At 43.0% G+C, this 15,594-nt stretch carries 16 protein-coding genes; 10 read left to right on the top strand and 6 right to left on the bottom strand.

Annotation, left to right across the window (positions count from 1 at the left end; translation table 11 throughout):
- Position 1 precedes the first annotated feature (1 nt).
- The 7 genes from CCS90_RS05910 (at position 2) to CCS90_RS05880 (ending at position 7,533) form a co-directional block, all read left to right on the top strand.
- On the top strand, positions 2-1,162 hold the full coding sequence (locus CCS90_RS05910; RefSeq protein WP_099018550.1) for a D-alanyl-D-alanine carboxypeptidase family protein: 1,161 nt from the start codon (positions 2-4) through the stop codon (positions 1,160-1,162).
- Positions 1,159-1,443, top strand: a complete 285-nt coding sequence (locus CCS90_RS05905) for a YbeD family protein (RefSeq protein ID WP_211337035.1) — start codon at positions 1,159-1,161, stop codon at positions 1,441-1,443. The genes CCS90_RS05910 and CCS90_RS05905 overlap by 4 nt, the downstream gene beginning before the upstream one ends.
- Complete coding sequence (lipB, locus tag CCS90_RS05900; RefSeq protein ID WP_099018549.1) at positions 1,431-2,066, top strand: lipoyl(octanoyl) transferase LipB; 636 nt, start codon at positions 1,431-1,433, stop codon at positions 2,064-2,066. The genes CCS90_RS05905 and lipB overlap by 13 nt, the downstream gene beginning before the upstream one ends.
- Before the next feature lie 27 nt (positions 2,067-2,093).
- Positions 2,094-3,104, top strand: coding sequence for a lipoyl synthase (lipA, locus tag CCS90_RS05895; protein ID WP_099018548.1), 1,011 nt, complete (start codon positions 2,094-2,096; stop codon positions 3,102-3,104).
- Positions 3,105-3,260: 156 nt separating this feature from the next.
- Positions 3,261-4,496: a choice-of-anchor Q domain-containing protein gene (locus CCS90_RS05890; protein WP_099018547.1), complete on the top strand. Its 1,236-nt coding sequence runs from the start codon at positions 3,261-3,263 to the stop codon at positions 4,494-4,496.
- A 286-nt stretch (positions 4,497-4,782) separates the two neighbouring features.
- Positions 4,783-6,678: an amidohydrolase family protein gene (locus tag CCS90_RS05885; RefSeq protein WP_211337034.1), complete on the top strand. Its 1,896-nt coding sequence runs from the start codon at positions 4,783-4,785 to the stop codon at positions 6,676-6,678.
- A 225-nt stretch (positions 6,679-6,903) separates the two neighbouring features.
- On the top strand, positions 6,904-7,533 hold the full coding sequence (locus tag CCS90_RS05880; protein WP_099018545.1) for a sulfotransferase: 630 nt from the start codon (positions 6,904-6,906) through the stop codon (positions 7,531-7,533).
- 20 nt (positions 7,534-7,553) lie between these two features.
- On the opposite strand, the gene CCS90_RS05875 is transcribed toward CCS90_RS05880, so the two are convergent.
- From CCS90_RS05875 to CCS90_RS05855, 5 genes are all read right to left on the bottom strand, one after another.
- Positions 7,554-8,114 (bottom strand): DUF7010 family protein, encoded by a 561-nt coding sequence (locus CCS90_RS05875; protein ID WP_099018544.1) that lies wholly within the window; start codon positions 8,112-8,114, stop codon positions 7,554-7,556.
- A 101-nt stretch (positions 8,115-8,215) separates the two neighbouring features.
- Positions 8,216-9,253: a dihydroorotase gene (gene pyrC / locus CCS90_RS05870; protein ID WP_099018543.1), complete on the bottom strand. Its 1,038-nt coding sequence runs from the start codon at positions 9,251-9,253 to the stop codon at positions 8,216-8,218.
- Positions 9,254-9,347: 94 nt separating this feature from the next.
- A complete protein-coding gene (locus CCS90_RS05865) occupies positions 9,348-9,881 on the bottom strand; it encodes a YaeQ family protein (protein ID WP_099018542.1) in 534 nt (177 codons plus the stop codon).
- A 100-nt stretch (positions 9,882-9,981) separates the two neighbouring features.
- Positions 9,982-10,365 carry a hypothetical protein gene (locus tag CCS90_RS05860; protein WP_133566493.1) on the bottom strand — a complete coding sequence of 128 codons (384 nt, stop codon included), beginning with the start codon at positions 10,363-10,365 and terminating at the stop codon, positions 9,982-9,984.
- Between the two features lie 96 nt (positions 10,366-10,461).
- Positions 10,462-11,631 carry an ATP-grasp domain-containing protein gene (locus CCS90_RS05855; RefSeq protein ID WP_099018540.1) on the bottom strand — a complete coding sequence of 390 codons (1,170 nt, stop codon included), beginning with the start codon at positions 11,629-11,631 and terminating at the stop codon, positions 10,462-10,464.
- Positions 11,632-12,059: 428 nt separating this feature from the next.
- Here CCS90_RS05855 and CCS90_RS05850 point away from each other — a divergent pair, with 428 nt between their 5' ends.
- Positions 12,060-12,407 carry a PadR family transcriptional regulator gene (locus tag CCS90_RS05850; protein WP_099018539.1) on the top strand — a complete coding sequence of 116 codons (348 nt, stop codon included), beginning with the start codon at positions 12,060-12,062 and terminating at the stop codon, positions 12,405-12,407.
- Positions 12,397-12,927 carry a DUF2812 domain-containing protein gene (locus CCS90_RS05845; RefSeq protein ID WP_099018538.1) on the top strand — a complete coding sequence of 177 codons (531 nt, stop codon included), beginning with the start codon at positions 12,397-12,399 and terminating at the stop codon, positions 12,925-12,927. The genes CCS90_RS05850 and CCS90_RS05845 overlap by 11 nt, the downstream gene beginning before the upstream one ends.
- Before the next feature lie 175 nt (positions 12,928-13,102).
- Here the strand turns inward: CCS90_RS05845 and CCS90_RS05840 are convergent, their stop codons facing one another.
- The gene (locus CCS90_RS05840) at positions 13,103-13,705 is read right to left on the bottom strand and encodes a DUF502 domain-containing protein (protein ID WP_162846826.1); all 603 of its coding nucleotides are present in this window, start codon (positions 13,703-13,705) and stop codon (positions 13,103-13,105) included.
- A gap of 196 nt (positions 13,706-13,901) precedes the next feature.
- On the opposite strand from CCS90_RS05840, the gene CCS90_RS05835 reads away from it, so the two are divergent.
- The gene (locus tag CCS90_RS05835) at positions 13,902-15,581 is read left to right on the top strand and encodes a hypothetical protein (protein ID WP_099018536.1); all 1,680 of its coding nucleotides are present in this window, start codon (positions 13,902-13,904) and stop codon (positions 15,579-15,581) included.
- Positions 15,582-15,594: the final 13 nt, after the last annotated feature.

The following is a 15,594-nucleotide window of genomic DNA, read 5'->3' as shown; positions in this document are numbered from 1 at the left end:
TATGATAAAAAACACCCAATTAATAACCTTAATGGCATCCTTGATGCTGTCTTTTACCACATGGGCACAACTTGATTCCACACCAGAACCACCTAAGATCAATGCCAGCAGCTACCTGCTGATTGACTATCACAGTGGCCGCGTTTTGGCTGCTGATAACCCACATTTACAAGTGGAACCAGCCAGTATCACTAAAATGATGACCGCCTATGTGGTGTTCTCAGAAATCAAATCTGGCAACTTGGCCTTGGATGACATGATCACCATCAGTGAAAAAGCATGGCGCACCGGCGGTTCTAAAATGTTTATTGAAGTCGACAAACAGGTGCGAGTCGAAGACCTGATTCGTGGCATGATCATTCAGTCAGGCAATGACGCTTGTGTGGCCTTGGCAGAACACATCGCTGGCAGTGAAGAGGTTTTTGCCAACATGATGAATCAGCATGCCAATAAATTGGGCATGAAGGATTCCTCTTTCAGAAATGCCACCGGTTTACCGGCAGAGGGCCATTTGGTCAGTGCCCATGATGTGGCCACTCTGGGCAAAGCATTGATAGCTGAATTTCCTGATTTATATCATTTCTATGCAGAGAAGGAATTTACCTTCAATAAAATCAAACAACACAATCGCAACACCCTGCTTTATCGTGACCCAACCGTGGATGGATTCAAAACTGGACACACCGAAGCCGCCGGCTATTGTTTGGCCACATCAGCCATGCGCAATGGCATGAGGTTGATTAATGTGGTCATGGGAACGGAATCTGAAAAAGCCCGAGCCGATGAATCACAAAAACTGTTGAACTATGGTTTCAGGTTTTATGAAACCCATAAGTTATACAATGCGGGTGATGAACGCATCCAGTCTGAAATTTGGAAAGGCGAAGAAGAAACGCTGTCGATTGGTTTGGCAGAAGATTTATTCATCACCATCCCCAAAGGCAGCTATGAACAATTAGAGGCCAATGTAGATTTACCCAACATCATGACGGCACCGATTCAACAAGGCACGCAATTGGGCACTTTGAACATCCAATTGAATGGCCAAGTCTTGGTACAAAAACCATTGGTTGCTTTAGCAACGGCTGAACAAGCTGGTTGGTGGAGTCGCAGCATGGACGGTATTGGTTTGTGGTTTAAATCGTTTGGAGACGACGAATGATTGAAATGACCGATGACATCAAAGAACCCAATGGTTTTGAGTTTCCTTGTGAATACCCGGTCAAAGCCATGGGACCCAATACCGACGAATTTGTCAAAAAAATCACCGAATTGGTCAGACAACATGCACCAGAAGTATCCAGTAACTCAGTTCACAGTAGAGTCAGCTCAACCGGTAAATACATTTCGGTGACAGTATTGGTTTATGCCCATTCAAGAAACCATTTAATCAATATTTACCAAGACCTCAGGGCTGATAAAGAAGTGGTATGGACGCTGTAAATCAGCCACTGGTCGTCAAACACCTGGGGCATCAAACCTATGAGCCTGTTTGGCATGCCATGCAAAAATTCACCGATGAACGCGATGACCAAACCCCAGATGAATTGTGGTTGGTGGAACATCCGCCGGTTTTTACCCAGGGGTTGGCAGGCAAAGCAGAACACATATTGGCTGCTGGTGACATCCCGGTGATACAAGTCGATCGCGGCGGCCAAGTCACCTACCATGGTCCCGGTCAAATTGTCGCTTACCCACTGATAAATTTGCGCAGACATGGCATCGGTGTCAAGTCATTGGTTTATGGCATAGAACAAGCCATCATCGATACCATTGGTCTTTATGGCATCACGGCCAAGCGCTTAGATAACGCACCTGGGGTCTACGTCAATGGTGCTAAAATGGCATCATTGGGCTTAAGAATTCGCAAAGCCTGCTCATTCCATGGGCTGGCATTTAACATCAACATGGACTTAGAACCTTTTCAAAGAATCAATCCTTGTGGCTTTTCTGGTTTGGAAGTCATACAATTGGCCGACATGGCCAGCGATGTCAATCTAGCCACCGTTGAACAACAACTGATTGCTGCTTTTTGTCAGCAATTGAACTTTACTGCAGCGAATTAATTTGCTGCTGAAAACAGTCGAAACACCATGAATAATAAGATTCCACTGAACATTGAACCCATCAAAACTGACGCAGGTAAAAATCAACTGGCTCGCAAAGTTGAAGGTGCCAAAGAATTGGGCGCCAATAAAACCAATCGCAACCGCGCTGGTTTTGATCCCAATGCGCCGCGTTTAAGAAAACCTGATTGGATCAGGGTTCGCATCCCAACTGGCAATGCGGTACAGAAATTAAAAAGCAAGTTGCGTTCAAATTCCTTGGTTACTGTTTGTGAGGAAGCCTCATGCCCGAACATTCATGAATGTTTTGGCAAAGGCACCGCCACCTTTATGATTCTGGGCGAAGTATGTACTCGCCGTTGTTCATTTTGTGATGTGGCTCATGGTCGACCCTTACCTCCAGACAACAAAGAAGCTGAAAATTTGGCTCAAACCATCTCTGACATGGGCTTGAAATATGTGGTCATCACATCGGTTGATCGCGATGATTTGAAAGACGGTGGCGCACAACATTTTGTTGACTGTATTGCTGCCATCAGGGCTCGATGCCCCGACATCAAAATTGAAATTTTAACCCCAGATTTCCGCGGCAAAGGCCGCATGGACAAAGCACTGGACATCTTGGCCATCAGCCCACCGGATGTGTTCAACCACAATCTGGAAACCGCCTATGCCTTGTACAAAGACGTGCGACCCGGTGCTGATTATCAATGGTCATTGGATTTACTTAAAAAATTCAAAGCACAACACCCGAACATCCCAACCAAATCAGGTATCATGGTTGGCTTGGGCGAAACCTTTGAGCAAGTCCAAGAAACCTTACGACATTTGGCAGACCATGATGTAGAAATGATCACCATTGGTCAATACCTACAACCCACTCAAGGACACCACCCGGTCTTGAACTACTGGACACCCGATGAGTTTAAGGCAATTGAAACATACGGCTACACCCTGGGTTTCAAACACATTGCTGCCGGTCCATTGGTCCGATCATCCTATCATGCGGATGTCCAAGCACACGAAGCTGGGATTTGATCAAGCAACCTCATCCACTGACTCAGTCTGATCCTCAAATGGCTTAATTTTTGATTAAGCCATTTTTTTGTGTTTAAAAAAGATTTGTCCTGTGCGTGTCAGGAATATATCATTAATGACGTATCTCTATATATCTGACAATACCAGGAGTTAACCATGAATATCAAAAAACTGCTTATGATCGCTTTGATTTTCTTTTTTGGACAGGCTCATGCATTGACTTTCCAAGTCATTGCATTGGGAGATGACATTGATAATAACCCAGGTGATGGTGTATGTGAAATTCCAATTGGTTTTGGTTTTTGTAGTCTGCGCGCTGCCATTATAGAAGCCAATGCCCTGGGAGGTAGCCACACCATTGAATTGGCCGCGGGCGTGCATGAATTAACCATCATGGGTGAAGAAAACGATGCCTTTGCTGGAGATTTAAACGTCAACAATGCTGACATCACTGTCATTGGCCAAGGGGTGGATGCCACGGTGATTGACGGCAATCAAAACTTTCGAATTTTCAATGTGGCCAACAATGGCATGTTCAATATCTTAAACCTGACATTGACAGCTGGCAGGGCGGGCACTGTCAGTGCAAACGTGGGTGGTGCCATGCTCATTTCTGGTAACATGACCCAGGTCAATATCGACAACGTCAAAGTGGTTTCTAACAGTGCCAACATTGGCGGGGGCTTATTCATCAGTTTGGCAGAAGTCTTTATAACAAACGCCCAATTTGTTGACAATTTCACCGAAAATCTGGGGTTTACCAATATTTTTGGCCCTGCGATTTATTGTTCATCTTGTGACTTAGGCATTGACAGTTCAACTTTCCAGCGCAACAACTTGGGTGGCAAAGCCATAGAACTCGATGGCGGCAGTTTATTCATGACCAACAGCACCATGACCGACAACAGTGGAGGAGGCATCAGAACCACTAACTCCGATGCCGTCATCAGATTCAGTACCTTCGTTTCAGATACGGCACAAAACCTCTCACACTTCAGTTTTGATGACAGCCAATTCATGAACATAGGTCATTCGATTTTATACACAGACCCTGCTGCCTTTATCGATAATTGTCAAAGCGGTGATAAACCCACCTCAGCAGGATATAACATTGTCAATGACGTCAGTTGTGAATTCAGTGCAGTTGGAGATGCTGAGAATACCGATGCCATGCTGTCAGGTTTATCCAACCATGGCGGTCCCACCGACACATTTTTACCATTAACAGGCAGCCCTGCCATTGACCTGGTACCCAATGCCGCTTGCCTGAATGCTTACGGTAATCTCTTGTTAATCGATCAACGTGGCGACTCTAGGCCCAATGGCATTTCCTGTGACGCAGGTTCGGTGGAAGTGAACCAGGATGTCATCTTTGGCAGTGGGTTTGATTGAATCATTAAGCACTGACAAAGCTGATATACCCATTAACTGCTTGCTTTTTTATCGGTAAGCTTATACCTTTATTTATCCATCAAGATAAATACCTCATCACCTTATGATAAATTCAATTCAAACTGCAAAGTCCATTAAATGGTTCATTCAATGCCTGTTATTAAGCTTTATATGCATTGGCCTACTGGCGTGTACAACTTACAAAAAAGCGACTGCGACCTCCCATGATACGATCAAAGAATTTTACAGTGTCATAGTAGGCGGGACAAAAGTCGGTCATTTGAATGTGACACGTACTGGTGACCAGTTGGTCACCGATTATGATTATAAAAACAATGGCCGTGGGCCGACCATCAACGAATCTATCCGCCTCAATTCAGCGGGCTATCCCATTCAATGGGAAATCAATGGCAACACCACTTTTGGTAACAAAATTGATGAGTACTTTCAACTTGAAGGCCAGCAGGCCACTTGGCAAGACGCCACGGGGAATGGCGCCACAACAATCAGCGACGATGCTTTTTATATTGACCAATCAGGCACACCATATTCAATCTTTCTGGCAGCCCAGGTTTTACTCAAAGCTGAAGACCACACCGTTCCAGCCCTGCCAGCGGGTCATTTACAACTGACTGAAATGGAATCCCTTGAATCCAGTGCTGCCAATGAAACCATTACATTGAAATCCTATGCATTGTCTGGCGCCGGACTTAACCCCACTTATTTTATTTTGGACGAAGCCAATGCGTTCTTTGCTTTTATGACTCCGCGGTTTATTGTGATCCGCTCTGGACATGAGGACGAAGAAGCCAGGTTGCGCCAATTGGCAGAGACCTATTCCGCCCAAAGATTCGAAAACTTACAAGCCAAATTTGCCCATAAATACTCGCAGGATTGGCGCATTCGCAATGTGAAAATTTTTGACCCCAAAAGCTTGGCATTAACTGAATTGGTTTCTGTACTGGTGGCTGATGGCAAAATCAAAAGCATTGATTCACCCGATGTGGTTTCAGCAAACAATGAAATTGAGATTGATGGTGATGGTGGCACCTTGGTCGCGGGACTGTATGAAATGCATGGGCATATGGGCGTCAATTCAGCCTTGCTGAATGTCATTGCTGGAGTCACCTCAGTGCGTGACATGGGCAACAGCAATGATGTCTTGGCAAACCTGATTGATGACATTGAGTCAGGTGTGTTGGCTGGACCCCGAATTACTCGATTAGGCATGATTGAAGGCAAAAGCCCATTCAATAACAACAACGGCTATTTGGTGGAAAATGAAGCACAAGCACTTGAAGCCGTTCAAGCGTATGCTGACCAAGGCTTTTATGGCGTTAAACTGTATAACAGCATGAATGGTGACTGGGCACCAGCCATTGTGAAAAAAGCCCATGAGCTCAACTTACATGTGGCAGGCCACGTGCCTGCATTCTCCAATGCAAACGCCATGATCAAAGCCGGTTATGATGAAATGACCCACATCAATCAAGTGATGTTGGGTTGGGTATTGGAACCTGAAGAAGACACCCGCACCCTTTTAAGATTAACGGCTTTACAACGATTGCCTGAGTTAGACTTAAACAGTACAGCAGTTCAAGAAACCTTGGATTTAATGGTAAAAAACAACACCGCAATTGACCCAACCCTCGCCATCCATGAAGCCTTGTTACTGTCTCGCAATGGATCTACCAGCGAAGGGGTTTTGGACTATATTGAGCACATGCCAGCCAATGTTCAACGTAACGCCAAAGTGGCATGGGCCAGCATCGCCAACGATCAAGAAGACCTGGCCTATCGACTGGCTTATGACAAAATCATTGCCACTTTAAAATTAATGAAAGAACGCGGCATCTTTTTGGTGGCCGGCACAGACTTGGGTGGCGCATTTACCATGCACAGAGAATTGGAACTGTATCAACAATTGGGGTACACACCTGCTGAATTGTTGAAATTGGCGAGTTATGACATGGCTCAATACTTGGGGCATAAAGACCGTGGTGCCATCGAGCCTGGCCATTTGGCTGATTTCTTTTTGATTCCCAATGACCCAACCAAAGACTTGAAAGCCATTAAAACCATATCAATGGTGTCTCGTGGCGGTGTGCTGTATTTTCCCAGTGAAATATACCCAGAGTTTGGTATCAAACCCTTTGTAGAATCGCCCAAAATCAAACAATAAACAACCACTCATAGACAGAATTTAAAGAGGCATGAGGTGCTTAATTTTGCTTTTGGCACAAATAGCCTCTTTACAATTCTGCCATTGGATTTTGCTTCCGTCATTGTTATATAAATTGAACGATTATGACCAGTACATTTGACGGCTTCACCTTTATGAGAACAGTCTACTCAATATCCCTCAATGCGATTAAGCTGCCACTACCTGTTTCCTTAACCTTTAACCATGAATAAATTGTTCATCATTGGCCTTCCAAGGACCGGCACCACCAGTGTCAGCTTGGCACTGCTGGATCACCATTTCAAAGTGGCACACACCGCATTCACCAAGCGCACCTTTGAATTGGCTGACGTGTTCTCAGATACGCCATGTTATTGCGACTATCAACAATTGGATACCTTGTTTCCAAATTCAAAATTTATCTATTTAGATCGTGCAGTTGAGTCATGGATACCTTCCATTCAAATGTTGTTGGGTAAAATGCAAAAAAACCTCAGTGACAAGGGCCACTTCAACCCGATCATGAAACGTTGTTTCAATCAGACTTTTGAATTACTGACCACCGATCAGCCTTTGCATGGTGCGCATCTGAAGCATTGTTATCAAGGACACCAACAACAGGTGTTTAATTATTTTTCAGCACGCGATGATTTTTTGAACCTAGATGTCAGCTGCCAAGGAAGCCTAAGTACCTTGTTGCAATTCCTTGGTATTGACTGCCATGAAGGCTTGGACTTTCCCCATGTCAATGCCGGCAGGATGGTGACCACTTGGAAGGACATCAAACACCCCAACAAAGTCAATTCCAACGCAGTGGGTTCAGAACGCAGGAAGTTTTTTGATTATGCCGATTGAGATTTTATCCATTCAACTACCTAGCTATCAGGGTGGCTGATTGGCGTTGAGACCGATGCTTTTGATTGTTGCAGTATGATGAATGAAAAGATAATTTCCGTGATGCCACCGATGAATGCACCCAGCATAAAATCAGCGTCCAATAGAATGCATAACATCCCAGAAACCATAAGAATCACACCCAGAAGCCAATAAGTTTTGAGCTGATAAAGCGTGTTAAAAACCAAATACCGCACACCGATGGTTAATAACATGATGGGATAAAACCATTCTATTTTTAATCTGGCCACACAATAAGCCAAGAACAAACCAACGAATAAAATAAGGGTGCTTTCTATGGCCAGTTTACCCAATGGATTTTGCGGAAGGTGCTTGCCCGGGCGCTTGAGCATTTTTGCAATCAACATGCCCGCAGGAAAGATAAACATACCACCAATGAACAGCGTTAACATGCTGGCAACTTCGGTGTGCAGCAGCGCAACAAGCCCCGCCAGAGACCAAACTATTCCAGAAACCAAAACCCCGGTTCCACCACCATAGTACGAAAAATTCATGTCTTTTTGTGCGTCTTCAAATTTCATTGATGTTCCTCAATCTTGAACTGCTTAACAGTTGTATTTGTTGTTAATAAAATGAGAGCCTTCATTATTCTCAAGCTGGAGTCTGTGTAACAGTCTTTGCCTCAGACCAATTGCCATATCAACGTTTCACCAGCCCTGTAAGGAGAAACCGCCATAGCATTTTGCCCAATGGTCATTGGCACTTGTTGATTGCTTTTCACCAAACTGACTTTTCCTTGGTTAACGGGCAAATCATAAAAGGCCGGCCCATTCAAGGCTGCAAAAGCTTCCAATTGATCCAAGGCCATTTCTTCCTCAAACACCTGCGTATAAACTTCAAGTGCATGTGGTGCACTGAAAATACCGGCACAACCACAAGCGCTTTCTTTGTCGCCGATGGCATGAGGCGCGGTATCGGTCCCCAGAAAGAATTTGTTACTGCCTGACGTGGCTGCTTTGCGCAGTGCCATTCGGTGCAATTCGCGTTTGGCTACGGGCAAACAATACAAATGAGGCTTGATACCACCAACCAACATGTCATTGCGATTGATTTGTAAATGATGGGCTGTGATGGTGGCAGCCATGTTGTCACCTTGAGACTCAACAAAATCAGCAGCATCTTTGGTGGTGATGTGTTCAAACACCACTTTTAATTCCGGCATGTCATTCAGCAGTGGTTGCATCACTTGCTCAATGAACACCGCTTCCCGGTCGAAAATATCAATCTCAGAGCTGACCACTTCACCATGAACCAATAAAGGCATACCAATTCTTTGCATGGCTTCCAATACCGGATAGATTTTTTTGATGTCGCTGACCCCAAAGGTCGAATTGGTGGTGGCATTGGCTGGATACAATTTCGCCGCAGTGAACACCCCAATGTCATGCCCAGTCACCAATTCCTGCGGGTCAATGGTGTCAGTCAGGTAAGCAGTCATCAGCGGTTTAAAGTCTGGATGGTCTTGGGTCGCTTCCAAGATTCGATTTTGATAGGCCGCAGCCAAGGCCACAGTGGTTACCGGTGTGGGGAGGTTGGGCATGATGATGGCACGGCCAAACTGTCGTGCGGTGTAAGCGGCGACTTGCTTTAACATCTCACCATCTCTTAGGTGAACATGCCAATCGTCTGGTTGCCTGATGGTTATTGATTCCACAGCCATGGTTTTGTTTGATACTTATAAAGTGGGCTAATTATACCGAATCAAGTGGCCAGGTAAACCAAACACAGCCAAAGAATGTGACTTATCTATTGAGCTAAACAAGTTCTTTAATCAGCAACTCACAATCACCCGTTTCAGTTGCAAGGTAAACCGTGTCACCGCTGATGCTCAATGACCAATCCATGTTGCGCTGAGCATAGGTCGCCAGGTTTTTGATTTGTTGCCAATCGAATTGGTAGAACTTCACATGGGTGAACGGTTGCACTTTGACTTTACTTTGTTCCCACCAGGTGTCTGATTTGCTGTTAAAACTGTACACTTTAACCTCTGGGGCCAAGCGACTGGATTTTTTCACCCGATCTGGTGCCGGTTCTCCCATGTCAATCCACAAGCTGATCTGATCATCCAGCGTCTTTACCCATATATCGGGCTCATCGACCTGTGACAAGCCTTTGGTGAATGAGATGTTCTCCTGAACATTGAGACAATAAGCCACAATACGTGCCATCATCCGCTCCAAGTTTTCTGAGGGATGCAAAGCAACAGTGAGTTGAACCGAATCATAGAATTCTCGGTTTAAGTCAGAAATCGCAATGCGCAATTTATAAATGGTCGGCTTGATCGCCATAAAATATCCTCATTAAGCTGGCCTTGCATCATATCAACAAGACAACAAAAAGACGTCATCGTCTTGTAATAAAACTCAAGTTTTAAAGATTATTTGGGGTTTATTTCTGTTCGATATCACAGGCGTAGAAACGTGTATTTTTTCCATAAATCACCGCTTCAAATTCAGCGTCAGACTGCCATTTAAACCTTGGATCATCGCGGTAATTGAGCTGATGTGAGGTTTTCCCAAACTCTGGTACTGCGATTCTACAACCATATTTAACACAGGCAGCCACTTTAAAGGTTCCGGCATAATTTTCTATCGCAATGATCAAAGCACCCGCTTCCATACAGTCTTTTTTATCGGACCACAAGGTTGATACGCTTTGGGGATGGCTCATCGTTGATTGATTTGATTCTGCCGCACTTGTCGGCTTGGCCCATGCGAAACCCATCAAAATCAATAAGAGGTACTTCAGGGTGGTCATGTATCGAATCGGCATGGCGCATCATTGTTTAGGCTGGTCTATCAGTTTAAACCATTAAGAACTGGCTGATGACTTTAATCTTTCTTCTCTTGCTGCCGATGCTGCTGCCATTCAGTGGTCAATTTGTACCGGTGTGGCTTGACACATTTTGTCGATGTCTTGTCTTACTTCGGTATATTTTTCAGCACTGAAAATACAATAGCCGACGTCCTCTCCCACTCCTTGGCGCGGTTCTATGTGATCGCCTTGCTTGACTTTGATGGTGACTTTGGCCAAGGTGGGAAAATCTTCAGTGGTCGGCAGGCTCACTTTACTTACAATGCCTGCTCCAGGGTGTAACAACACCGTGCCACACACCCGTTTTGCCACAGCCGGAAGCTCGGCTACAGGCAAGCCCAATTCAACTTTGACAAAAACCGCCCATGGATCGAAATCATAAGCACGCTTGATTAACTCCATGATGTAACCACCCGGCGGTCTAAGGGCCACCTCACCAAACAAATCGCCCTTGGCTTGAAGTTGTCCTTTGTTGCGGTAGTATTCGAGGTGAGTCAAACCCCATTTGATGTTCAATGCTTTGATGACTTGGACATTCAAAGCCTCAATCCGTGCTTTTTCTGTGGACGTGTATCCAGCCGGAACAATGTTAGACACCTTGTTGGTGTGGTATTCAGTGAGGTTGCTGAAGATAATTTCACCGCCGACAACAAAGGATTCAATGCTGCCTTCAGCGGCATCCACAAATTGTTCATACAAACGTTGCGGTGCCAACAGTGTTTGTAATTCATCGACAGTTTTTGCGATCACCACATTCCGCCCGCCAGAATTTTTGCGGTCTTTGACCACCACTGGCAAACCCAGTTCTATGACCAATTCGTCTGCTGTCAGCTCCTTACTGTGGGTGACGAAACCAGCCATCGGAATCTGGTGGCTGCGCAAGTATTTTTTCATTGCCATTTTATCGGTACATCGAATCAGCAACGATTTCGTCGAACGCCTTGCAAGATAAATACGCCTGAGTACTGCAGCCGGAAACACCCCAGCCTCAGTGCCTGCAATCACATGTGTGGGTGTTTGCTTCAAACTCACACCCATGGCCTTCAAACCAGCCTCGTCCTGAGCTTTGCTGATCTCGGAAAAGGGTGCAACAATGACTTCATCAACACCAGTCGGTGTGTTTTTTAGGGGCTTTTCAGTAACCACAGCATATGGGATGCCCAATTCACAGATCGCCTTGGCCAATTGTTGGCGATAGCCAGTAATCAAAATATAGTGTGACACAGACGGCCTCCCGATAAGTGTTGTCATATATGAGGACCACAATTATGGTCTGCTTGAAGACCTATTTAATCCTAAGATTCAAAAAAAGAAAATAAAAAGATTTAACTGGTGACAATTATTCCGGACAGCTGCGGCCTGATCACTGTTGTTGGTCAAGTCTATGTCTAATGAATTATTTATATGCTGATTTGTTGTATTAACAAAGCGGGTTCATTCTCTTACTACATTATCCTTTTTGGTGCCAACTTATGGGCTTAATTTTGCTCCCAAGGTACGCAGTTTGACGCATTGATATGCGTCATATAGTGACCTTATTTTAAACATTTAATTGCCACCCATATCATTCAATGATATATTAGCTTTACTTATATCGTTAAATGATATATTATTGAATGATACTTTTTACTTAATATCAAGAAGGAAAATTTATGGCCAGAAAAAGTGCATTAGAAACCGGTATTTTGAATGATTCGGCATTTTATATTTTATCCACTTTGCTTGAAGAAATGCATGGGTATCTTATTATGAAAACCATAGAGGAGGCGACTGATGGATCTGCAATAATTGGACCTGCTTCGCTTTATACAACACTGAAAAAATTGCTCGATTCAGGGTTAATTCAAAGAAGCAAAACCGATGATGAAACCACCAAAATCTATCTAATTACAAAAAAAGGTAAAAACATCCTTCAACAAGACATCAACAGAAAACAACGAATGATTGCATTTGCAGAAAATCAAATAAAACAATCCACAGGAGATAAGCATGAAAACTAAATACATAATGAACGGCGGACTGGCTTTTTCAGAAAAAAAAGACATCAAGAAACTGGAAAAACTGGCTGCAGAAGGATGGTTGCTGGAAGGGTTGGCTTGGGGCGGATTTTGTTACAAATTGGTACAAGGCCCTGCTCAAGACCTCATCTATACCATTGACTTTCAAGCCACTCCAGACAGTGATTATTTTGACATTTTTAAATCAGCAGGTTGGCGACACATTACTTCCTCAGGCCAACAAATTCATATTTTTGCTGCGCCCAAAGGAACGCCTCCAATATATTCGGGTAATGAAATTGAAGAAGGTAAGTACCAAGACTTCACAGTCAATTTAGGCAAAGGCGCCTTGTATTCATTCTTGATTATGCTTGTTTTTATGTTACTGATGTACCTGAGCAAATCATATTATGCCTTTATGTATTACCCATTGTTTGCATTGACATTGATCAGTTCAATGGCCTTTATTTTTTGCTTTATGCCTTATTTGTCATATAAATTCAAAGCGCAAGCAAAACAGTAAAAAATACAATGGGGGCCATAGATCTATGGCCCTTATTTGCTGCTTATTTATTGTAAAGTAAGCAACGCACATCAATAAATCCAATGAATCACCTGCTTTTGTCTAAACCCACAGCTGGGTTGTTCTGAATAAAGAATAAAAAAACCTATTGACTATATGTTTCTTAATCTTTGGCTTAATTGCTTGTACTTTGTGAGACGCCTGCAGTTAATGCAAAGCGCATGGCTTCCTCAAAGGTCATCTCAACTTCGATTAATTTACTTTTTTCAATCACTATGGTGAACCCCCCAACCATGTAGCTCATTGGTAAATAAACAGCCATCAAATGATCATCATTTGATTGAATGGATTGATCAAAGGCCTGCATTTTTTGATTGGTAATAATGCCAATTACATTGCCCAACCCCATTGATTCTAGATTCACCAAGACCACTTGTTTATCTTGGTCATTCTTGTTTTCAAACATGTTTGCCAGGTCTTTGATGCTGCTGTATAAAGTGTTGACCAACGGAAATTTAAGAAAATTTTTCTCCACCTGGGTAAAAAATAATTTAAAAATACTGAATTGAAACAGCAATCCGATTAAAAACAAAATAAGAAAAACGATGATTAAACCACTTCCTGGAAATATCAAATGATCCAATAAAAAGGGTTTCAATGTTTTGCGTCCTAAATCATCAATCCATATAACCAAGGTCCAAACCAACCAAACAGTAATGATGATTGGAAACAGCAAAAGCGCTCCTTTGATAACTGGTTTTAATATTTCATTTTTCATCATTGAATCCGTTGCTTAAAAAATTTACACCGCATGAAATTCAGCCACATCTGAGACAAGTGGTATCTGTGACCGTTTTCAACATTCACATTTTGTTTTAAATTTTTCGTAAAATGACGTGATCATCATGTGAAATTCACATGATGATCACGTCAAATCATTAAATTAAATGGCTCTTAATCAACAGGAGTCGTTTATGAAAAAGTCTATTTTATCAAGCATCACTCTATTGTCTTTAAGCTTTGGAGTGGCCTCACAAGATCTGGTGGTCAGCGACCATTTATTTGATGCCAACTTTTTTCCAACGGTCATTGCAGGTGTTATTTTATCCCTGGCTTTTCAATTTGTATTGACCGCTTTATCGGTTGCACTTGGTGTCAGCACATTAGGAAATCTCAAACAGAAATATGCAGAAACCACGCAAAGCCTATCTATGTCAGGTGAACCAAATAGCACAGAAACACATTTAACAGAAGTTGATACACCTGTTGGCGTTAAAGTAACTGGCGGCTTTGGCATCTGGAGTGTCCTGACCACATCTATTGCATTGTTCCTGGCCACGATGATTGCCCTCAACTTAAATGGCATTATGACAAAAGATGCTGTGATTGCTAATTCATTGGTGATATGGGCCTTGTTCTTTATCATTTTGTTTTATTTTGAAACTAAAATTGCTGGCACATTATTGGGAGGCTTGATCAGCACCGCAACAGCAGGGTTTAAAGCTTCAGGTTCTGCTGTAAAAACGCTATTCACACCTTCCAAGCAAAAGCAGTTAGACAAAGTAATTAAAACGACAATGGACCGCATTCGCACAGAAGTCAATGGAATGGATACAACAGCCATTGAAGATACCATCAATGCCTTTGTAAAAAAAGTGGACCAAAAAATACCTGATTATTCAGATCTAAAAGCAGATCTTGAAAACATATCAAAATCCTCAAACGCTAAGCCCAATCCAGTTAAATGGATGGCCATAGAAAAGGTGTTATCAAAAGCCATTGAGAAAAACTCAAAATTAAACTCTGCCCAGGCCAAGGAAAAAGTCAAACAAGCTAAATTGGTGTTGGCTCAGATGAAAGAGGCTTATAACAAGGGTGATGATTCGGTGGATGGTGTAAAAAATATTGTCAGCAATTTTTCTGCATTGGACAAAGCAGACATTGACAATAGGATGACTGAATTCAAAACCCAACTAGGCAAAATGTTGCCTGAAGATTTTGACAAAAAAGACCTCAAGCAGAAACTAGCAACAGTCATCAATGACCCAAAAGTCCTTGTCGATGCAGCCAATAATCAATTCAAAAAATTGAATCGTCAATCCATTGTTTCCTATCTGAATGACAACACTTCAATAGATCAAGCTAAAATCAATGAATATGCGGATAAAATTGAAAATGTGGTTAATCAGATTGCTGCGGAATTTGACAAAGAAAATGAAGACAGAATGCTGGCTAAGGTGGAATCAAGTGTGCAAAACTTTTTCAACAACACAGGGCGTCCTGAACTCAGGTATGAAGCTTTGAAAAATGATTTTGTAAAAATGATGGATCAGCCCAAAGACAGTTTGGAAATCATTAAATCCAGAATCAATCAAATGGACAACCAATCGTTTAGAGCACTGATAACAAACAACCCATACATAGACGAAACACATATTGATAAAGTGACTCAAAGCTTTGAAGATGCCAAACAGTTTGTAAGCAACAAGATTGCTCGAATTGAAAAGAAGTCTGCACAACAATACAAAATCATTCAGCGCAAAGCCGTTATAAAAGCAGAACATGCGCGCAAAACGGCTTCATCTGCAGCTTGGTGGTTGGTAATTACAGCTGTTGCTTCAGCAGGCGCTGCTGTAGCAGGTGGATTATTTTAACTGTGTATCCAGT

The organism is Marinicella litoralis, from assembly GCF_002591915.1.
Classification (GTDB): Bacteria; Pseudomonadota; Gammaproteobacteria; order Xanthomonadales; family Marinicellaceae; genus Marinicella; species Marinicella litoralis.
This window is presented reverse-complemented; position numbering and strand designations above follow the sequence as displayed.